The following is a 19,460-nucleotide window of genomic DNA, read 5'->3' on the forward strand; positions in this document are numbered from 1 at the left end:
GACGGAAAAGCCGGTCCGGCGCGCCCGGGCCGGCTCCGTCCCGTCGACGTACTACTCGCCCCCGGCCCCGGCCGCCTCCTGCGCACCGGTCTCCAGCCCTGCCAGGAGGCGGTCGCGCGCGTGGTCGAGGTGCTCGGACAGGCGCAGGCGCGCCGTGTCGGGATCCCGGGCCTCGATGCCGGCGAGGATGGTGGCGTGCTCGTGGGCCACGGTGGAGCCCTGCGTGGCCCGGTGCGCCTGGAAGCGGCCCATGGTCAGGTGCACCTCCCCCATGATCAGCTCGTGCATCCGGCTCAGCCGCTCACTGCCGGCGCCGGACACCAGCGCGGTGTGGAAGGCGATGTCCGCGTCGACCTGCCGCTCGAAGTTGCCGTCCCGGGCCGCGGCCTCGATGAGCACCTGGGCCTCCGCCGCCTCGGCGGGAACCGCCCCCTCGGACGCCAGTACGGTGACCGCCGCGCTCTCGACGGTGCCCCGGCTGAAGAAGAGGTCGTGGATCTCGTCCGCGTGGAAGTCGGGGACGACCGCCGTCTTGTGGGCGGAACGGCGGAGCAGGCCGAGCACCGTGAGCCGTTCGAGGCACGCCTTGGCGGTCGGACGCGCCACGTCGTACTCACTGGCGATGCGGTGCTCGGTGAGCTTCTCACCGGCGGCGATCTCTCCGTTGACGATGCGGCGACGCAGCGATTGGTAGAGCGCGTCGGTCAGGGACGAGGGTGCGAGGGTGAAGTTGGCCTGTCGATTCACGTACTCATCGTGCCACAGCCGAGACCCTGACACATACATCTGTAAGACCAGTACACCGGTAGAACAGCTGGTCGTGACCCCGGGGGTGCCCGTGTGACCCCCCGCACAGTTCCGTGGCTTCCCGGCCGGTCCCGTCCACCCCGGAGGACCGGAAGCACAGGCCGGGGAAAGCCCGGTCCGACACGGCAGCGGGGTGCTTGCACGTGCACCGCCCGCCACGGAACCTGGGAAAGTCCGGGGCGGGCCTTCCGGACACCGCGCCCCGGGAGGCCGGCGGTGCGACCGCCGCGGCCCGGCCGGCGGTCCGCAGCTGACGAGGAGGCGACGCGGTGAGTACCGAGGACAGCACGAAGGCCGTGGTCATGGCGCTGGCGGCCAACCTCGGGATCGCCGTGACCAAGTTCGTGGCCTATCTCCTGACGGCGTCCTCGGCCATGCTCGCGGAGTCGGTGCACTCGGTGGCCGACTCCGGAAACCAGATCCTGCTGCTCATCGGCGGACGTCGGTCGGTGCGCACCGCCACGCCGGAGCACCCCTTCGGCTTCGGCCACGAGCGCTACGTCTACGCCTTCCTCGTGGCGATCGTGCTGTTCACCCTCGGCGGGCTGTTCGCCCTGTACGGGGCATGGGAGAAGATCCGCGACCCCCACCCGATCACCTCCTGGCAGTGGGTGCCCATCGTGGTGCTGCTGCTGGCCGCCGTGATGGAGGCGACGGCGCTGCGCACCGCGCTGCGCCAGTCCAGGTCGGCGCGCGCCCGGGTGGGGTGGTTCGGGTTCATCCGCCGCACCAAGTCCCCCGAGCTGCCGGTGATCCTGCTGGAGGACACCGGCGCCCTCATCGGCCTGGCCTTCGCCCTGGTCGGGGTCGGTCTGACCCTGATCACCGGCAACGGCGTCTGGGACGGCCTGGGTTCGGGGGCCATCGGTCTGCTGCTCGTGGTGTTCGCCGTGCTCCTGGCCGTGGAGGTCAAGAGCCTGCTCATCGGGGAGTCCGCCAGCGAGGAGAACATCCGCCTCATCCGCGGGGCCATCCTGGACTGCGCGGACATCGACGCCGTCATCCACATGCGCACGATGCACCTGGGGCCCGAGGAACTGCTGGTCGCGGCCAAGGTCGCCGTGGACGCCGAGGACGACGCCCGGCGTGTCACCCGCGCGATCGACGAGGCCGAGCGCAGGATCCGCGAGGCCGTGCCCATCGCGAAGATCATCTACATCGAACCCGACCTGCTGCGCCCCCGCTCCCCGGGCTGAGGCGGCCGCGGAGCCCCGGAGATCGGGTCCGCGGGGGGTGCGGTGCCCGGACAAACGGGTTGCGGCTGCGGGCGGGTGGGGCAACCCTGGGCGTACCGGCCCCCGCAGCGGGTCGGGCCGCGGCCGGGACGCGGGGTGTGGGCACGCCGGCCCCCGCACCGGGCCGACCGAGGAACCACCGAAGGGGCAACGATGATCGACACCCGCCTCGCCGGACAGACCGTCCTGGTCACCGGCGGATCCGGGAACATCGGCGCGGCGATCAGCCGCGCGTTCGCCGCCCAGGGGGCGCGCGTGGCGGTCCACCACCTCGACCGCGACCCCCCGGCGCCGGCCGGGGCCGAGTGGGCCCACGTCACCCCCGCCGCGGGGACCGCGGACGAGCTCGCGGAGGAACTCGGCAACGGCTCCTTCGCCGTCGGCGCCGACCTGTCCGAGCCGGATGGGCCCGTCCGGCTCGTGCGCGAGGTCGCGGACCGGGCCGGACCGGTCAACGTCCTGGTCAACAACGCCGCCCACTGCGAGACGCCGGACACCGTCGACACCCTGACCCACGCGTCCCTGGAGCGCCACTACCGGGTGAACGCCGTGGCCCCAGCGGTCCTCACCGCCGAGGCGGCACGGTTGCGCCGCGGGGGCGAGCCGCTGTGCATCGTCAACATCACCACCGACGCCGCGCGGGCCTTTCCCGGCCAGACCGGCTACGGGACGTCCAAGGGCGCGCTGGAGGCGCTGACCAGGTCCACCGCGCTGGACCTGGCGGCGCGCGGCATCCGGGTGAACGCCGTCGCCCCGGGGCCCGTCCAGACCGGCTGGATGGACGAGGAGCTCGTCGCCCGGGCGGGGGAGGCCGTGCCGATGGGCAGGGTCGGAGAGCCGGACGACATCGCCGACGCCGTGGTCTACCTGGCCTCCCACCAAGCCCGATGGGTCACCGGACAGGTCCTGCAGGTCGCCGGGGGGCACGCGCTGTGACCGTGCCGGGGAGCGGGGGTGCGCTTCGGACCGCCCCGCACCGGAAGGCTCCCGACCCCCCGTCTGTCCTCCGGAACTGCTAGGCATGGGGGACATTTCACCCCCTGAAGCCTGAGAAGAGAGCCCCCATGTCCGACCTCACCGAGTACGCGGGCCTGCCCGTGGTCGAGTTCCCCGCCAGCGGCACGTGGGAGGAGCGGTTCGCCCGCATCCGGGAGCAGGGCGGCGACCCGCGCGACCCCGCCGCCACGGCCTGGCGGCTGCGGACCAGCGCGGGCGTGCGGACACCCCCCGAGGACGAGTGCACCGACTACCTCGCCCGGTTCCTGTCCGAGGTGGACACCGAGCGGCTGACGGCCCTGGTCGTCGGCGAATGGTCCTATGCCAATGAGGGAGGCATGTACCAGGCCGCGGACCTGCTGGTCGAGCACGCCGACGCGCTGCCGAACCTGCGCTCGGTCTTCTTCGGCGACATCACCTTCGACGAGTGCGAGCTCTCCTGGATCTCCCAGCCCGACCTGGCGCCGCTCGTGGCCGCCTTTCCCCGGCTGGAGGCGCTGACCGTGAAGGGCGCCGACGGCATGGACGGCCGGCTCGGGCTGCACGTGCCCTCGCACGCCTCGCTGCGTTCCCTCACCCTGCAGAGCGGTGGCCTGCCCGGCCGGGTCGTGCGCGAGGTGGCGTCCTCGGGTCTGTCGGCGCTGGAGCACCTGGAGCTGTGGCTGGGGATGGAGGACTACGGCGGCAGCACCTCCCCGCAGGACCTGGCGCCGGTGCTCTCGGGCGAGGCGTTCCCCCGGCTGCGGTACCTGGGGGTGCGCAACGCCGAGAAGTGGGCCGAGTGGGTCCCGGTGCTCGCCGAGGCGCCCGTCCTCGCGGGCCTGGAGGTGCTCGACCTGTCCCTGGGCATCCTCACGGACCAGGGCGCACGGGAGCTCGTCGACCGGGCCGGGGCCTTCGCCGGTCTGCGCCGGCTCGACCTGCACCACCACTTCCTGGGCGAGGAGACGGTGGAGCGTGTGCGGGCCGCGTTCGCCGGATCCGGGGTCGAACTCGACCTGGACGCCGGAAGGGACGACGATGACGAGGAGTACGACGAGGACGAGGAGCCCTACTACTACACCGCGGCGTCCGAGTAGCCGGAACGCTCACGGCCGGGGCCGGACCGACCACCGGCGGCCCCGGCCGAACGCGGTTCCCCGTGCCCCCACCGCCCCGCGCGCCCGGTCGCAGCCGTCGGTCCTGCGCCCCCCTTCCGCTATTACGGCGAAACGGGTAACGTGACCGACGTCCAATGCCCGGTGAAGTGAATGCAGGGCGATCGGAGGAATGGGATCGGCGCGGGCTGCACGGGCGGACAGAATGCCCCTGAATTGTACGGGCCGACTGTGTGAGGGATTCCCCTCCGAGCTTTTATCTCCTCGGTCTGTCCCGCTGTGCCGATGTTGAATTCTGACACATTTTTCGGTGTTTCTGGCGTGTCTGCGGAAAACGCAAACGGAGGCCGCACCGCACTGATCGGACGAGGGGGGCTCGGCGCGAATACGCCGTCGCGCCGGTGGCCCGCAGGGGGCGGCCGGGTGTGCCGGGCAACGGCGGAAGCGCGCACATCCGGTCGACCGGAGCCATCGTGGCCCGACAGGAGGGACCGCTGTGCCCGGCACGACTGCGAACAGTGGGAAGACGGCCGTCTACGGTGCTTTCGCGGCGAACGGAGTCATGTACGCGGCGCTGGTGAGCCGGGTGCCGGCCCTGGGAACGGAGCTGGGCCTGTCCACGGCGGAACTCGGGCTGCTTCTGCTGTGGCTGTCCGCCGGGGCCGTGTCCGGGCTCCCCGCCGCAGGCCTCCTGGTCCAACGCCTCGGCGGGGGCCGGGGGATCACCGCCGGCATCTCCCTCGCGGCGGCAGGGCTGCTGGCGCTCGCCGTCGGCCTGGGAACCGCCTCGTGGCCCCTCACGGCGGCCGCGCTCTTTTCCGTCGGGTTGGGAATGGGGCTGTGGGAAGTCGGCATGAACGTCGTCGGCTCACGTACGGCCCACCTCATCGGCAGTGAGAGCCTGTTGCCGCGACTTCACGCCGCGCTCAGTCTGGGAACCGTGGCCGGGGCCCTTCTCGGCGCACTTCTGGCGGGAATGTCGGTGCCGCTGTCGCTCCAGAACACGGGCATGGCAGGCCTGCTGGTGCTGACGGCCTTTCTGCTCAGGCGGTTTGCGCGGGGCGGGGAAATGCGCGGGAATGTCGGTGCCGGGCGCGCGCCCGGGGGTGTTCTTCTGGCCTCCTGGCGTGAACGGCGAACCCTTCTCATCGGCCTGTGCGTCCTGGGTTTCGCCTTCGCCGAAGGCACGGCCAACGAATGGATCGCCTATGTCCTGGTCGACGGTTACGGGGCCGCCGAGCACACGGGGGCCCTGGCGTTCGCCGCCTTCGTGGCGGCCATGACGGCGGGGCGCCTCACCGGAGGCGCTCTCGTCGCCCGTATCGGCCGGGCCGGAGTGCTGCGCCTCTCGGTCGGACTGGCCCTCGGCGGCGTACTCGTCGTGGCTCTCGGCAACGCGGTCGCGTGGGCTCTGGTGGGAGCGCTTCTGTGGGGCCTGGGGGCCGCGATGGGGTTCCCGGTCGGCATCGCCGCGGCGGCGGACGACCCCGAAAGGGCGGCGGCGAGGGTGTCCGTCATCAGTTCGCTGGGCTATGCGGCCTTCCTGGGGGGTCCGCCGCTGCTGGGGCTGCTCGGAGGGCTCTACGGCATCCAGCAGGCGATACCGGTCGTCTGTGCCGCGCTGGTGCCGGCCTTCCTCGCGTCGGGGGCCACGCGGCGGATCACCGCCCCGGAGAAGGGGGAGGGACCCGGCCGGCCCCGGTGAGGACCGGGGAGTCGCTGCCCGCCCCGCACCGCGCCACCCGCACCCCGCCGCTACCCGGTGGCGGGGCTCCACCGGTCCCGGTGTCCGACCGACGCGGGCGCGCCCCCGACGAGGTCGCGCAGCTGGGACCGGGCGGTGACGCCCAGCTTGGGGAAGCTGCGGTACAGGTGCGAGCCCACCGTGCGCGGGGAGAGGAAGAGCTTCTCACCGATCTCGCGGTTGGTCAGCCCCCGGGAGGCGAGCCTGACGATCTGCTGCTGTTGCGGGCTGAGTTCGGCGAGCGCGTCCGGGGCGGCGTCCACGACGTCGAGGCCGGCGGCGCGCGCCTCGGCCCGGGCGCGCTCGATCCACGGCCGTGCGCCCAGACGGCGGAAGACCTCCAGGGCCTCGGCGAGCGGCGCCCGGGCCTCCGCGATGCGCCGTCGGCGCCGCAGCCGCTCGGCGAGGTCGAGCAGGGCCTGCGCCCGCTCGAAGGGCCAGTGCTCCAGGACCGGGTCCGCCAGGGCGGCCCGCAGGTGCGGTTCGGCGTCCCCGGGGTCCGCCAGCAGGCCTCGGGCCCGGTCGACCAGCGCGCGCAGGCGGGGTGAGGCGCCCTTCGCGAGCAGGTGTGCGCAACGCTCGACGATCGCGGCGGCCTCCTCGCGGTGACCGCTGCGCACGGCGGCCGCGGCCAGGTCGGCGAGGGCCGGGTGGGAGGCGTGGTAGTGCACGGGCTCGCCGTCCGCGGTGAAGACCGCGCGGAGGTGCTCGTAGGCGGTCCCGTACGCGCCTTCGACGGCCGCCGCGGCCCCGAGCGCACGGCGGGCGTAGACGCCGACCGAGCGGCTTTCCAGCGGATCCACCAGGGCGAGCGCCTCCTCGGCCCGGCCGCGGGCCGCGACCGCGTCACCCCGGTGGGCCAGCACGACGGCGTCCACGGCTGCCGCGCAGGCCACGGCGTGGTCGAGGCCGACCAGCCGGCCGACCGCCGTGGTGCGGGCGCAGGCCTCCCGGGCCTGGTCCCACCTTCCCCGGTCCACATAGGCCCAGGCGACGGCGCCGCCCAGCCCCTCCGGCAGGGTTCCCCGCACCTGCCAGCGGTCGAACGCCTCGTCGAAGGCGCGGACGGCCCGCGGGGTCTCGTCCAGGAGCCACGCCAAGATCCCGACGGCGGTGAGCCGCTCCGGCCGGTCCCGCGCCTCGGCGGCCAGCCGCGGGAGCAGGGGGAGGACCTCGTCCCTGGCGGCGAGGGGGTCCGACACGGTCCTCACCCAGGCGCGCAGGGCGGCGTCCGCGGCCCCCTCGGGGAGGCGCCCCAGGAGGTCGTGGACGCGGTGGCGCTGGGCGTCCTCCCCGGAGTAGAACCGCACCACGGCGGCCTCGGCCAGAAGGTCCAGGGCGGCGGCGGGCCGGGAGGCCGCCGAGCCCTCGGCGGCGTCGGCCAGCCGGGAGAAGACCGCGGTGTGGCGCCCGGTCAAAACCGCCAGCCGTCCGGCCTGCACGGCGACGGACGCCAGCAGCGACGCGTCGTCCGTGCGCGCGCGTGCCGCGGCGGCCAGCTCCTCGACCCGGGCGAGGTCCCCGGTGAACACGGCCGCAGAAGCGGCCCCGACCAGCAGCCGGGCGCCGTCCTCGCGCCGCGGCGCCAGCTCCGCGGCGCGCCGGAGGGCCTCGGCCGCCGCCGCGTGGCTGCCGCGCCGGAGGGCCCGGTCGGCGGTCCGCTCCAGCTCCGCGGACACGGCCGCGTCGGGGCGCGTGCAGGCGGCGGCCAGGTGCCAGGCGCGCCGGTCCGGTTCGTCCCGCAGCAGTCCGGCGAGCGCGAGGTGGGCCTCGCGCCGTGCCTCCGGGGGTGCGGCGTGGTACACGGCGGACCGCACGAGCGGGTGGCCGAACCGGGGGACCGGGCCGGTCCGCCGGACCAGCCCGGCCTCCTCCGCGGGCGGCCAGACGGCGTCCCCGGCGCCGGGCAGTCCGGCCGCGGCGGCGACGTCGGAGTCGGCGCTGTCCATGGCGGCCAGGAGCAGCAGGGCCCGCCCCGTCGCCGCGGGAAGGCCGTCCAGGCGTGCGGCGAAGACCCGCTCCAGGTGCCCGGTGAGCGGGAGCGGGCCCGCGTCGGGCAGCCCCGCGGCCGTGTCGCGGGAGGCGGCCGCCCTCGCCAGTTCCACCAGCGCCAGCGGGTTGCCGGCGGCCTGCTCGGTGATCCGCGCCCTGGTGCGTCCGGTGGGAGCCGCCGGCTGCAGGTCCAGGAGCCGGCCGGCCGCGGCGCCGTCGAGCGGGCCCAGGGTGAGCGTGGGCACGTGGCGGTCGAACCCCGGGAGGCGGTGGCCCTCGCGGGCCGCGACCAGCACGGTGACCGGTTCCCCCGCCAGCCGCCTGGCGGCGAAGGCCAGGGCGTCCAGGGAGGCGCGGTCGAACCACTGCGCGTCGTCCAGTGCCACGAGCACGGGCTGCCGCTCGCCCATGGCCGACAGCAGGCCCAGGACGGCGATCCCGAGCAGGAGGGGGTCGGGCGCTCCCTCGCGAGCGACGGCGCGCCCCGCGCCGAAGGCCTCCCGCAGGGCGGCGCGCTGTCCGTCCGGCAGTTCGTCCACCTCGTCGTGCAACGGCCGCAGCAGCTGGTGCAGGGAGGAGAACGCCAGCCCGGACTCCGACTCGCTCCCCGCGGCGCGCAGCACGCGCGCGCCGTCGGCCCCGGCCCGGCGCGCAGCGCGGTCCAGGAGCGCGCTCTTCCCCGTGCCCGCGTCCCCCAGCAGCACCACCACCGGGTCCGCCGATTCCGGCTCCACCGCACGCAGGAGGCGCGTCCACTCCGCTTCCCGGCCGACGAACGGCCCCCCGGCCTCCGGTTCCGGCCCCGCGGCCGCGCCGACGCCGCCTGTGTGCTCACCCACGGAAGCCCCCCCGCAAACATGGCTCTTCGACCCGGTGCCGTCCTGCCCCGGCCCCGGCAGGCTACAAGCCGCCCGGCCCCGCGCGCAGGTGCAGTCACGTGACGGATACCGGGCCCGCCCGGGCCGCCCGTACGGTTCCCCAGAACCCGCCGAACACACGAGGACGCCCCATGGAACAGATCACGCTCGGAAACGTCACCATCGACCGGGTCCGGGAATACTACGGAACCGTCGACATGACGACCGACGCCTTCTTCCCGGAGACCCCGAAGGAGGCCTGGAACGACGGCGCCTCCTGGCTGGACCCGCATTTCCTGGATTCCGGGACCAATACCGTGAATTCCGCGATCCAGACCTGGCTGCTGCGCAGCGAGGGCAGGACCATCCTCGTCGACACCGGTGTGGGCAACCACAAGGAGCGCCCGTACTCGCCGGTCTGGAGCCGCCTCGAAACAGACTTCCTCGCCAATCTCGCGCGCGCCGGCGTCGAGCCCGAGGACGTGGACATCGTGATCAACACGCACCTGCACGTCGACCATGTCGGCTGGAACACCTACCTGGACGGGCGGAACTGGGTACCCACGTTTCCCAACGCCACCTATCTCATGCCCAAGGACGACTTCGACTTCTGGAACCCCGAGAACGGGCACGAGCCGAACCTCGGCCGGGGCAACCAGAACGTCTTCGAGGACAGCGTGGCCCCGGTCCACCGGGCCGGTCTGACACTGCTGTGGGAGAACAGCCACCGGATCGACGCCGGCCTGCGCCTGGACGCGGCTCCCGGACACACCCCCGGCTCCTCCGTGCTGACCCTCACCTCCGGGACGGACCGCGCGGTGTTCGTCGGCGACATGCTGCACAGCCCGGTGCAGATCCTCGAACCCGACTCCAACAGCTGCTTCTGCGAGGACCCCGCGGGCGCCCGCGCCACCCGCCGCAAGGTCCTGGGCTGGGCGGCCGACAACAACGCGCTCGTCGTCCCCGCGCACCTGGGCGGCCACGGCGCCGCCGAGGTGTCGCGCGCGGGGGACAAGTTCGCCGTCAAGGGCTGGGCCCCCTTCGCCCCGTACACCGAGCAGGGCTGAGGCCCGCGGAAAGGCATCACCATGAACCACCACACCGGACCCGTCGTCACCACCGCCCGGGGCGCGGTCCGCGGCCTGCGCCGGGGCGACACCGACGCCTACCTGAACATCCCCTACGCGGCGCCGCCCCGCGGCGCCGGCCGCTTCGCCCCGCCCCGGCCGCACGAGTCCTGGGACGGCGTCCGGGACGCCACCGCGCCGGGCCCCAACGCGCCCCAGGCCGAGCGCAGGCTCGGCAGCGTGGACATGTCCCCCTACTTCGGAACCGGCTGGAGCCGAGGGGAGGACTACCTCACCGTCAACGTCTGGGCGCCCGCCGGAGGCGGCGACGGCCTGCCCGTCATGGTGTTCGTCCACGGCGGCGGGTTCGTCGCCGGCTCGACGCGGTCCGCGCTCTACGACGGCTCGGCCTTCGCCCGCGACGGAGTCGTCCTCGTCACCCTCAACTACCGGCTCGGCATCGCCGGGTTCCTGGACCTGCCCGGGGCGCCCGCCAACCGCGGCCTGCTCGACGTCGTCGCCGCGCTGCGCTGGGTCCGCGAGAACATCGCCGCCTTCGGCGGCGACCCGCGCAACGTCACCCTCTTCGGCCAGTCGGCCGGGGCGACCGTCGTCGGCGGCGTCCTCGCCTCCCCCGGGGCCGTGGGCCTCCTGCGCCGGGCGATCGTCCAGAGCGGCAGCGGCCTGGGCGCGTTCACGCCCGAGCAGGCCGCACGCGTCACCGAGGCGGCGGCACGGGACCTGGGGGTCGAGCCCCACGCCGACGCCTTCGCCGGCCTCTCCGACGACCGCCTGGTCGAGACGTCCTCCCGGCTCTCGGGCATCGACCTGCGGACCGGGACGCACCGCGACCCGCTGATCGGGCTCAGCCCCTTCAGCCTGGTCCTCGACACCCAGCCCGCCGCATCCCTCGCCGCCGGCCCCGGAGCCGACGCCGACCTGCTCATCGGGACCAACACCGAGGAGGGCAACCTCTACCTGGTCCCCGTGGACCGGTACTCCGCCTCGACCGCCGAGGACGTCGACGGCGCCGCGGCGCGCTCTCACCCGGATCCCGCCCGTCTCGTCGCGGCCTACCGCACGTCACGCCCCAGGGCGTCCTTCGGTGAACTGCGCTCCGCGGTCATGGGCGACGCGCTGTTCGGTGCGGGCACCCGGGCCCTGGCCGACGCCCATGCTGCCCTGCCGCGGGCCGCCACCTACGGCTACGAGTTCGCCTGGCGCTCCCGCGCCCTGGGCGGAGAGCTCGGCGCCGCCCACGGGGTGGAGCTGCCCTTCGTCTTCGACCTGGCCCACCTCTCCCGGCTGCGGGGTCCGGCCGCCCTGCTCGGCCCCGAGGAGCCGCCCGCCCGTCTCGCCGCGCGCATGCACGGGGCCTGGGTCCGGTTCGCCAGGACCGGCGACCCCGGATGGGACCCGTACGACGACGGGAACCGGGTCACCATGCGCATCGACGCCGAGTGGTCCCGCGTGGAGGACCCCCGCGGTCGGGAGCTGGAGGCCTGGACGACCGCGTGACGCCCCGTCCCACCGGTTCCGTCCACCCGCCCGCCGGGTGACGGAACCGGTGGGGGCCGCCGCGCCCGCCGGGGCGCTTCGGCAGGCTCCCCGCCACGGACGGGACACCGGCAGGTGTCACCGGTCCCGGCCGGCGGCGGCCGACTCGACGAGATTGCTCTTGGGCAGCCCGGCTCCGGAGGCCACGGCCCCGACCCACTCGTCGGTCGTCGCCACGGCGGCGAAGTTCGAGTTGAGCATCGCCATCAGGGTCTCGTGCACGGTCTTCGCGCGAACCGAACCGGCCGCGTTGGCGATGTCGACGGCGCCGGTCGCGTCGGAGAGCACCTCCGCCCGGAGCCCGCGGGCCTCCGCCTCCACGGAGGAGGCGAGGATGCAGTTATTCGTCATGTATCCCACCAGCGTGACGGTGTCGATGCCCCGACCGCGCAGCCAGTCCTCCAGGTCGGTGCCGGCGAACACCGAACCGTGCTGCTTGACCAGGGGCTTCCACGCGTCGCTGCGGCGCTCCTCGACGGCGGGGTGGAGCTCGTAGGTCGGCAGCGTCGGGTTGAACACGGGGGACCGGTCCCCGGCCGAGTGCTGGACCACGACCACCGGGATCCCGGCTCCGGCGGCGGCGTCGATCGCGTTCGCGACCTTCAGCACGGACTCGTCACGCGGCGGGTACTGAATCGGCAGCAGACCGGTGAAGTACTCCTGCTGGACATCGACAACCACCAGTGCACGCGACTGTGCCATGGGTTCCTCCTCGGGTCGGTGGCGGCGCTCCTGACCACCGCGGGCATCCTCGCCCGCGTGCAGCGCCGCTGGGACAAGCCTGGCGAACACGGCGAACGGCCACCAGTGGCACGAGTGCAATCCTTCGATGCATGCGTGCCATAGTGGGAGGATGGTGCGGATCGCGGTCTATGCGTTCGACGACGTCACGATGTTCCACCTGTCCACGCCGACACTCGTCTTCGACGAAGTCGCCCGGCAGGGGTTCGCGGACTGGTCGTCGACGCTGTTCTCCGAGGCGAGGGGTCGTGTACGCACGACGGAGGGGTACCAGCTCGGCGGGCTCGCGGATCTCACCGCCCTCGAGGACGCCGACGCGGTGGTGATCCCCTCGTGGCACACGGACTTCCGAAGGCCGAGCCCGGCCCTGGTCGCCGCGCTCCGCCGCGCGCACGAGCGGGGAGCGACCGTGGTCGGCCTCTGCCTGGGGGCGATCGCCGTGGCGGACGCCGGGTTGCTGGACGGGCGGGCTGCGGTCACGCACTGGAAGGCGTTCGAGACCTTTCGCACGCGGCACCCGGGTGTCGCCCTGGACAAGACCGTGCTGTACATCGACCACGGTGACGTCCTCACCTCCGCCGGCACCGCCGCGGGCCTGGACGCCTGCCTCCACCTGGTCCGGACCCGACTCGGATCGCACACCGCAGGCCAGGTCGCCAAGGAACTCGTCGTGGCCCCTCACCGCAGCGGTGGCCAGGCGCAGTACATCGACGGCCCCCGCCCTTCGCGGACCGCTGCCGAACCGATCTCCCAGGTCCTCGAATGGGCGCTCGAACACCTCGCGGAACCGATCGACGTCAACACCCTCGCCGGCGTCGCACGTATGAGCAGGCGCACCTTCATCCGCGCCTTCACCGCCGCCAATGGCACGACCCCGGCCGCCTGGCTCCGGGAACAACGCCTCAACGAAGCCCGCCGTCTTCTGGAGACCACCGACCTGCCGGTCGAACAAGCCGCCGCCAAGTGCGGACTGCGCAACGCGGCCACGTTCCGGAAGCACTTCCGGACCTCCTTCGGGATGACACCCTCGGAGTACCGCCGCGACTACAGCACCCGGCACGGCGACCGACCCGGCACGGCCGGGAACGCGGGGCCGTGACCCCTGTGTCCGTTCGACCCCACCGCTATCGTGGCGGTCGGACCAGAGCCGATCGAGGCTGCCTCAGAAGGACGCGACGGAGAGCCTGACGCACGATGACCGACCCGTACGATCCCCAGAACGTCTTCGCGAAGATCATCCGCGGCGAGGCGCCCGCCTACACGATCCATGAGGACGACGAAGTCCTCGCCTTCCTCGACGTGTTCCCCCAGTCCTACGGCCACGCCCTCGTGATCCCGAAGACCGGGCAGCCCCGGACCCTCCTGGACGCCACGCCGGCACAACTCGCCACGCTCATCCAGAAGGTGCAGCGGGTCGCGCGGGCGATCGCCGACGAGCTCGAACCCGACGGCATCCAGATCATCCAGTTCAACGAGGCCGCGGCCGGACAGACCGTGTTCCATCTGCACTTCCACGTCATTCCCCGGTACGAGGGCGAGACCCTCGAACTCCACGCCGCCGTCCGGGCGGACGACAGCCGGCTCGAAGCGCTCCAGCGGCGGCTGCGGGACCGGATGGACGCGGGACCGCAGGCTCTGTCCGCCTCCTGAGCGGCTTCGGGAGGGCCGGTCCTCCTCGCACGCGTGACGCCGGTGCGACGTGGCACGCGTGCGAGGGGGGTCACCGCTGGTGGAGGGGCCGGGTCAGCTGGCGAAGTGGTCGCCCGCCACGACACTGCTGGCGTGGTGGTCGTCGGCGTGCGCGGGGGCTCCGAGCACGAGGGCGGTGGCGGCGGCGAGGGCTGCGGTGGCGATCAGTCGGCGGATCATGTGTGTCTCCCAGGACGGGTCAACAGGTCCCTTCGAGCATGGCAAGCCTCCCCGGAACTGTCGTTGGCCCCGAGTCGCCGTCTTCTTGATCCTCGGTCGACTGTTCCGGGACGGGTCCGGGGGAGGGCGAGGCGCTTTCCTCGCCGGAACGGTGCCGGAGGTCGCCGAACCGGGACCGGGGGTGTCGGGAAGGGGCCGGCCCGGGGCCCGCCGGTCCCGCTCCCGGTCGCGGTTCCCCTCGTCCGGCCAGGCCCGGGCCGACCCGGGCCGGGCCGGTGCAGGCGCCGCGAGGTCAGGACGCCCCACGCGAGTCGGCGAAACCGGTGAGCAGTGCGTCAGACCGCTCCCGGGCTCCGCGTGAAGACCTCCGTCGCCCCCTCCCGGCTCATCCCGTCCGCTTCCCGGAGGGGGAGGCCCAGCAGGGCGGCGACCCTGGCGGCGAGGTCCGGCCCGCCGTCGGCGTGGACCGTCGTGATGCCCAGCTCCCGGGCCGGAGGCAGGTTGTCGGGGTTGTCGTCCACGAACACGCACGCGCTGCCGTCCAGGCCCAGGCGCTCCAACGTGCGCCGGTAGATCTCGGGGTCGGGCTTGGCGACCCCCTCGACCTCCGACAGCACCGTCACGTCGAACAGCCCGTTCACCCCGAGCGTCTCGTAGGGGTCGTACGGGTCCAGACCGAAGCTGTTGGACAGCAGGGCGACCTTCAGCCCCGCGCGGCGGGCGGTGCGGGCCAGGGCGATCATGGCGGCGTCGGAACCGACCCCGGCCCAGGCCCGTCCCATGAGGTCCTCGTGATCGGCGACGCCCAGGAGCGCCGCGGTGCGCCGGTTCCACTCGTGCTGGGAGAGCCGGCCGGCCTCCAGGTCCAGGTAGAGCCGACGGCCCTCGGGGTGATGGGTCAGCGTCGTTCCCCACGCACGGGGATGCAGCCCCTGGGCCACGCACCAGCCCTGCACGGACGCGCGCACGTTCGCGGTGAGCACGCCGACGAAGTCCAGGACGAGCCCCTGGTAGGGGCCGGAAGGGGAAGGGGAGGAGGTCACGGTTCACCTTCGCTGTCGGAACGGCGGGGGACGGACGGGCGGACACGGGCCTGTGGCCGTGGGGCCGGGCTTCCGAGGGCCTGCCGCCGCTTCGGGACGGGGCGCCCGCCCTCGCCGTCCGGCTCGAAGTGGCGGCCCGAGTGATACCTCCTCGCGCGCGTCCTCGAAGGACAGTAGCCCGCCGGGCGCCGTGGGTCCCCGGCGATGACCGGACCCGGTCATTCCAGGTTCCCCGGCGCCGGGACGGTCGGCCACGGAGCCGCGGAATACTCCGCTGCCGGACGGCCCGCGCCGTGAGCAGCCTCCGCGTCGACCGGTCCGCCGGCCGTCCCGGGCGTTCGCGTCCGAAGGGCGGCCCCGGGGCGACGTGCGGTGAAGGCCCGCTGAAAGCACCGTCGGTGACCCTGGAGGTACGTGGAGCCACCGGCTGACGGGGCCGGTGGCGGAGCCGAGCGAAGGACGGACACGGTGATCGAGTCGGAGTTCAACACCGACGAACTGCCCGACGCGGACCGCTTCGAGGCGTGGCGCCGGATCATGGCCACGGCCCCGACACCCATGGATGCCACGAGCGACCGGATCGCGGACTTCCGGGTCCACCAGCGGGACCTGCACCTGGAGGACGCACGCGTGTGGAAGATGGGGTTCCGGGCCCTGACCGCGCGGAGGACGGCACGGTTGATCCGGATCTCCGACCCGGAGGCGTACAACATCTGCCTGGTGCGGAGCGGCACGATGGAACGCGACTGGGACCGGCGCAGGGCCGCGTACGGCCCCGACGAGATCCACGTGAACGACTCCTCCACGCCGTACGACATCCAGGCGCCGGGCGACAAGGGGCTCGTCGTGAGCGCGGGCGTCGACATCCCCAAGCACCTGCTGACCCTGCCCCGGAGCAGGGCCGACCGGGTCACCGGGCTCCGGCTCTCGGGACGGGAGGGGTTCGGAGCCCTGCTCACCGGCTTCGTCCACCAGCTGACCGAGAACCCCGGAACCTACTCCCCGGGCGACGATCCCCGATTGGCCCTGATCCTGGGCGACCTCGTGTCGGCCCTGTTCGCGCACACCCTGGAGGCGGAGGACACCCTGGTCCCGGAGAGCCGCGGCCGGAGCCTGCTGCTGCGCATCCGGGCCTTCGTCCTGGAGCACCTCCACGACCCGGGGCTGACACCGGCGGCGATCGCCGCCGCGCACCACATCTCCACCAGCTACCTGCACCGCCTCTTCCAGGAGGGCGACACCACCGTCGCCGCCTGGATCCGGGAACAGCGCCTGGAACGCGCCTGCCGGGACCTGGCCGACCCCGCCCTGGCGGCGGTCCCGATCCACAGCATCGCGGCGCGCTGGGGTTTCGACCACGCCGCCGCGTTCAGCCGGACCTTCCGAGCCGCCTACGGGATTCCCCCGCGTGACTACCGCTTGCAGGCGCGGCCCGGTCGGCGCGGCGGGCACGCGACGGAGGACGGGCGTCCCGGCACTGTGCCTCCGCCCCACGGCCCGGAGGGGACGCAGCGGTCGGGCACGGCCCCGGCCGCGCGGCTTCACGTGGTGGACCACCCGGTCCGGGAACAGCAGGAGGGACCCGGAAGGGTTCAGCGAGCCCGGGGCCGTACCGTCCGGCGTTCGCCACGGGTGTCACGGGGAGAGGCCCCGTAGCTCTCACGGTAGGCCCGGCTGAAGACGGACGCGCTGGAGAACCCCCACTTCTCGGCGATGCGGTGGATCGGCACCGGGTCCAGGTCCGGGTTCTCCAGGTCGGCACGGGCGTTCGCCAGGCGCTGTTCCCGGATCCACGCGCCGACGCCGGCGCCCTCGTCGCTGAAGAGCCGGTGCAGGTAGGCGACCGAGATGTGGTGGGCCCGGGCCACGGTACGCGGTGTCAGGGACGGGACGGCGCCCGGGCCGCCGGAGCGGGGGACCCGGTCCCACACCCCGAACTCCAGGGGGTCGTCGGGCGGACGTCCGTGTGTCGGGCACCCTGCGCGCCCGGCGTCCGGCTCCCTTCAACGATTGCGCTGCCGGCTGTCGTTGACGCAGGATCCACGGTTCCTCGGCATTCCCTCCACCCGTGCCGTCGCGCGCCCGTCCCACCGGTTCCCCACGCACACGGACCCGGCGCGCGTGCGCCGGGTCCGCCCGGTGCGGGGCCCGTGGGGGCCGGGCCCCGCGAGGACCGGATCAGTGCACGTAGGGCCATCCGGAGGAGTCCCAGCCGAGCCAGTTCAGCCCCAGCAGCGCCGTGCCGCCGTCGTCGTAGTAGTGGTAGGCCAGGATGTCGCTGTCGGTGTCGGCGAAGACGTCCTGGTGGCCGGGTCCGTGGATGCTGCCGTGGCCGGACAGGACCTCCGTGCCCCCGCCCGCGAGCATGGCGGTGCCGTTGCGGTCGACGTAGGGGCCCGTGATGCTGCTGGAACGGCCGACCATGATCCGGTAGGTGCTCGCGGCCCCCTGGCAGCACGTGTCGAAGGAGACGAACAGGTAGTACCGGCCGCCGCGGTAGAAGATGGTCGGGGCCTCGATGGCGCCCCCGCCGCGTCCGGCGATCGAGTACAGGGTGCCGTCGTGGCGCTTGCCGGTCGCCGGGTCGATGCGCACCATCTTGAGCCCCGACCAGAACGAGCCGAACGCCATCCACCAGCGTCCCTGGGCGTCCACCTGCAGGTGGGGGTCGATGGCGTTGAAGTCGTCGGAGGTGAACGACTCCACGACCAGGCCCTCGTTGTTCCAGGTTCCGGAGTTTCCGCTGGTGCTGGTCGCCAGGAAGATCGCCGACCGGTTGGAGCCGAAGGTCGAGGCGGAGTAGTAGAGGTAGTAGCGCCCGTTGGCGTAGGACAGGTGCGGGGCCCACAGGTTGCGGTCGCCGCCCGTGTAGGGGGTGGTCCACGGTGCGCCCGAGGGGAAGACCACGCCGGCGTTGCTGAAGGCGGTCCGGTCGGTCGAGGTCTTCAGGCCCACGCCGTGGGCGGTGTGGGCGACCAGGTAGCCGCCGCCGGGCCGCTTGACGAAGGACGGGTCGTGCACCCTGACGTCGCCGGTCACGAGGCCGGGACCGGGGTAGTCGGCGGCCGCGGCGTGTCGGGGGAGGGCCGCGTCGGCGATGCCCGGGACCGCTGCCAGCGCTCCCGTGGCCAGGGCGGTGCCCAGCATTCTGCGGCGGGAGGGGAACGGGGAAGGGGTGAGCGGGTTTTCCTTCATGGGGGAGACTCCTCGGTGTCGGTGCCTGTCCTGGCCGACATGGGTGGAGGGGGCGCCGACGCGGTCGCCCGCCCGCGCTGCGGCGGAGCCGTGCCCGCCGCAGGTCGCGGAGGGGGACGGCTGCCCGGGCGCAGGGGTGGAGCCCGGGGGGCCGAGGATGTGAGCGTTCACAATGTGAGCGCTAACAATGCGGATGGCGAAAGCGTCGTGCATGGGGGGTCCGTCAGTGGGGGCGGGAGGCGGGGGACCGCCGGACACCGCACACCCCGATCCGGTTCTGCCGTCCCGGTCCGGTGGTCCACCGGGCAGGGGGCGGCGGTTCGGTGGGGGCGTCGGTGGATGTGGTTCGCTGTTACGAACACGCTTCGTAATTGTTCGGTCATCGTAAGATGGCGCCCCCGCAGCGTCAACCCTCCTTCGCGCACCGTCCTGGGCGGCCGGTCCGCGGTGTGTGCGCCGTGGGGGAACCGGCCCCTCCCGCCCGGAGACGGGCAGCGGTCCGGCCGCCCGCGCGGTCCCCGGAGACCGAGGACGTGGAAGCCCCGGCCCTTCCCCGCGATACGTGTGTACCGACCAGGTGCGACTCGTAGACTGCGGACACCCCTGGCGAACCGCGCGCCCTCTCTGGAGCCGACCGGTGACGATCCCCGACGAACTCATCTCGACCACGCTGGCCGTCTACCTCGGGCAGCGCCCCGACGAGGCCGGGACGCTCGCCGAACCGGTGCGGTTGCTGCGCCGGGGCAGGGATTTCGCCTCGCGGCGCACCTTCCCCATGCACGTCACCGTGGGCGCGCTCCTGGTCCACCGGGAGGCCGGGATCCTGCTCGTCCGGCACCGGGCGTACGGGCTGCTGCTGCAACCCGGAGGACACCTCGAGCCCGGGGACACCGCCCTGGCCGGCGCGGCCCTGCGCGAACTGGTGGAGGAGACCGGCGTCGAGGCCGGCACGGTGTCCCTCTCCTCGCGGGTCCCGGCCTACGTCGAGTTCGGCCGGGTTCCGGCACGGCCGGACAGGGACGAGCCGGACCACTGCCACCTCGACTTCGGCTTCGCGTTCACGACCGCCCGTGCCGAGATCGGGCGCGTCCAGGAGTCCGAGGTCACCGGTGCGGACTGGTACCCCCTCCCACTGGCCGAACGTCTCGTCGGGCCCCGCGTCGCACGTGCTGCGGGTCCGTCGGGTCGGATCGACTGACGGAGCCTCCGGTACGCTCCCGGTCCCACGCCGGCGCCGGAGTCATGGGCAATATGCGGAAA

17 protein-coding genes are annotated in these 19,460 nt (G+C 73.6%); 10 read left to right on the forward strand and 7 right to left on the reverse strand.

The annotated features are described in order from the left end of the window. Positions 1–51: 51 nt before the first annotated feature. Positions 52–747, reverse strand: a complete 696-nt coding sequence (locus ABZ234_RS00670) for a GntR family transcriptional regulator (RefSeq protein ID WP_355010392.1) — start codon at positions 745–747, stop codon at positions 52–54. Positions 748–1,076: 329 nt separating this feature from the next. Here ABZ234_RS00670 and ABZ234_RS00675 point away from each other — a divergent pair, with 329 nt between their 5' ends. From ABZ234_RS00675 to ABZ234_RS00690, 4 genes are all read left to right on the forward strand, one after another. Next, positions 1,077–2,003 (forward strand): cation diffusion facilitator family transporter, encoded by a 927-nt coding sequence (locus ABZ234_RS00675; protein WP_355010393.1) that lies wholly within the window; start codon positions 1,077–1,079, stop codon positions 2,001–2,003. A 192-nt stretch (positions 2,004–2,195) separates the two neighbouring features. Then, positions 2,196–2,978 carry an SDR family oxidoreductase gene (locus ABZ234_RS00680; protein WP_355010394.1) on the forward strand — a complete coding sequence of 261 codons (783 nt, stop codon included), beginning with the start codon at positions 2,196–2,198 and terminating at the stop codon, positions 2,976–2,978. A gap of 128 nt (positions 2,979–3,106) precedes the next feature. Next, positions 3,107–4,117: an STM4015 family protein gene (locus tag ABZ234_RS00685; RefSeq protein ID WP_355010395.1), complete on the forward strand. Its 1,011-nt coding sequence runs from the start codon at positions 3,107–3,109 to the stop codon at positions 4,115–4,117. Between the two features lie 514 nt (positions 4,118–4,631). Further along, positions 4,632–5,840 (forward strand): MFS transporter, encoded by a 1,209-nt coding sequence (locus ABZ234_RS00690; protein ID WP_355010396.1) that lies wholly within the window; start codon positions 4,632–4,634, stop codon positions 5,838–5,840. Positions 5,841–5,890: 50 nt separating this feature from the next. Here the strand turns inward: ABZ234_RS00690 and ABZ234_RS00695 are convergent, their stop codons facing one another. Continuing rightward, complete coding sequence (locus tag ABZ234_RS00695) at positions 5,891–8,710, reverse strand: AAA family ATPase (RefSeq protein WP_355010397.1); 2,820 nt, start codon at positions 8,708–8,710, stop codon at positions 5,891–5,893. Between the two features lie 170 nt (positions 8,711–8,880). Between ABZ234_RS00695 and ABZ234_RS00700 the strand changes: the two genes are divergently transcribed. Both ABZ234_RS00700 and ABZ234_RS00705 read left to right on the forward strand, forming a co-directional pair. Beyond that, the gene (locus ABZ234_RS00700; RefSeq protein ID WP_355010398.1) at positions 8,881–9,795 is read left to right on the forward strand and encodes an MBL fold metallo-hydrolase; all 915 of its coding nucleotides are present in this window, start codon (positions 8,881–8,883) and stop codon (positions 9,793–9,795) included. A 21-nt stretch (positions 9,796–9,816) separates the two neighbouring features. Continuing rightward, a complete protein-coding gene (locus ABZ234_RS00705; RefSeq protein ID WP_355010399.1) occupies positions 9,817–11,313 on the forward strand; it encodes a carboxylesterase family protein in 1,497 nt (498 codons plus the stop codon). Between the two features lie 117 nt (positions 11,314–11,430). On the opposite strand, the gene ABZ234_RS00710 is transcribed toward ABZ234_RS00705, so the two are convergent. Beyond that, positions 11,431–12,054 carry an isochorismatase family protein gene (locus ABZ234_RS00710; RefSeq protein WP_355010400.1) on the reverse strand — a complete coding sequence of 208 codons (624 nt, stop codon included), beginning with the start codon at positions 12,052–12,054 and terminating at the stop codon, positions 11,431–11,433. Between the two features lie 151 nt (positions 12,055–12,205). Between ABZ234_RS00710 and ABZ234_RS00715 the strand changes: the two genes are divergently transcribed. Then, entirely contained in the window at positions 12,206–13,192 is a 987-nt protein-coding gene (locus tag ABZ234_RS00715; RefSeq protein WP_355010401.1) for a helix-turn-helix domain-containing protein, read from the forward strand. A gap of 95 nt (positions 13,193–13,287) precedes the next feature. Continuing rightward, on the forward strand, positions 13,288–13,743 hold the full coding sequence (locus ABZ234_RS00720; RefSeq protein ID WP_355010402.1) for an HIT family protein: 456 nt from the start codon (positions 13,288–13,290) through the stop codon (positions 13,741–13,743). A gap of 93 nt (positions 13,744–13,836) precedes the next feature. Here ABZ234_RS00720 and ABZ234_RS00725 read toward each other — a convergent pair whose 3' ends face one another. Together ABZ234_RS00725 and ABZ234_RS00730 are read right to left on the reverse strand one after the other, a co-directional pair. Beyond that, positions 13,837–13,962: a hypothetical protein gene (locus ABZ234_RS00725; protein ID WP_355010403.1), complete on the reverse strand. Its 126-nt coding sequence runs from the start codon at positions 13,960–13,962 to the stop codon at positions 13,837–13,839. A 335-nt stretch (positions 13,963–14,297) separates the two neighbouring features. Continuing rightward, on the reverse strand, positions 14,298–15,005 hold the full coding sequence (locus ABZ234_RS00730) for an HAD family phosphatase (RefSeq protein ID WP_355010404.1): 708 nt from the start codon (positions 15,003–15,005) through the stop codon (positions 14,298–14,300). A 468-nt stretch (positions 15,006–15,473) separates the two neighbouring features. Between ABZ234_RS00730 and ABZ234_RS00735 the strand changes: the two genes are divergently transcribed. Next, on the forward strand, positions 15,474–16,661 hold the full coding sequence (locus ABZ234_RS00735; protein ID WP_355010405.1) for a helix-turn-helix domain-containing protein: 1,188 nt from the start codon (positions 15,474–15,476) through the stop codon (positions 16,659–16,661). Here the strand turns inward: ABZ234_RS00735 and ABZ234_RS00740 are convergent. Beyond that, the gene (locus ABZ234_RS00740; RefSeq protein ID WP_355010406.1) at positions 16,598–16,936 is read right to left on the reverse strand and encodes a helix-turn-helix transcriptional regulator; all 339 of its coding nucleotides are present in this window, start codon (positions 16,934–16,936) and stop codon (positions 16,598–16,600) included. The genes ABZ234_RS00735 and ABZ234_RS00740 overlap by 64 nt on opposite strands. Before the next feature lie 247 nt (positions 16,937–17,183). After that, positions 17,184–18,200, reverse strand: a complete 1,017-nt coding sequence (locus tag ABZ234_RS00745; protein WP_355010407.1) for an arabinan endo-1,5-alpha-L-arabinosidase — start codon at positions 18,198–18,200, stop codon at positions 17,184–17,186. Positions 18,201–18,837: 637 nt separating this feature from the next. Here ABZ234_RS00745 and ABZ234_RS00750 point away from each other — a divergent pair. After that, positions 18,838–19,398, forward strand: a complete 561-nt coding sequence (locus ABZ234_RS00750) for an NUDIX domain-containing protein (protein WP_355010408.1) — start codon at positions 18,838–18,840, stop codon at positions 19,396–19,398. Positions 19,399–19,460 lie beyond the last annotated feature (62 nt).

Source organism: Nocardiopsis sp. NPDC006198 (assembly GCF_040613895.1).
Classification (GTDB): Bacteria; Actinomycetota; Actinomycetes; order Streptosporangiales; family Streptosporangiaceae; genus Nocardiopsis; species Nocardiopsis tropica.

Coding starts and splice junctions, on each gene's coding strand:
- ABZ234_RS00725 (WP_355010403.1), bottom strand. CDS start 13,962: ATGATCCGCCGACTGATCGCCACCGCAGCCCTCGCCGCCGCCACCGCC.
- ABZ234_RS00685 (WP_355010395.1), top strand. CDS start 3,107: ATGTCCGACCTCACCGAGTACGCGGGCCTGCCCGTGGTCGAGTTCCCC.
- ABZ234_RS00720 (WP_355010402.1), top strand. CDS start 13,288: ATGACCGACCCGTACGATCCCCAGAACGTCTTCGCGAAGATCATCCGC.
- ABZ234_RS00700 (WP_355010398.1), top strand. CDS start 8,881: ATGGAACAGATCACGCTCGGAAACGTCACCATCGACCGGGTCCGGGAA.
- ABZ234_RS00705 (WP_355010399.1), top strand. CDS start 9,817: ATGAACCACCACACCGGACCCGTCGTCACCACCGCCCGGGGCGCGGTC.
- ABZ234_RS00745 (WP_355010407.1), bottom strand. CDS start 18,200: ATGAAGGAAAACCCGCTCACCCCTTCCCCGTTCCCCTCCCGCCGCAGA.
- ABZ234_RS00715 (WP_355010401.1), top strand. CDS start 12,206: ATGGTGCGGATCGCGGTCTATGCGTTCGACGACGTCACGATGTTCCAC.
- ABZ234_RS00680 (WP_355010394.1), top strand. CDS start 2,196: ATGATCGACACCCGCCTCGCCGGACAGACCGTCCTGGTCACCGGCGGA.
- ABZ234_RS00710 (WP_355010400.1), bottom strand. CDS start 12,054: ATGGCACAGTCGCGTGCACTGGTGGTTGTCGATGTCCAGCAGGAGTAC.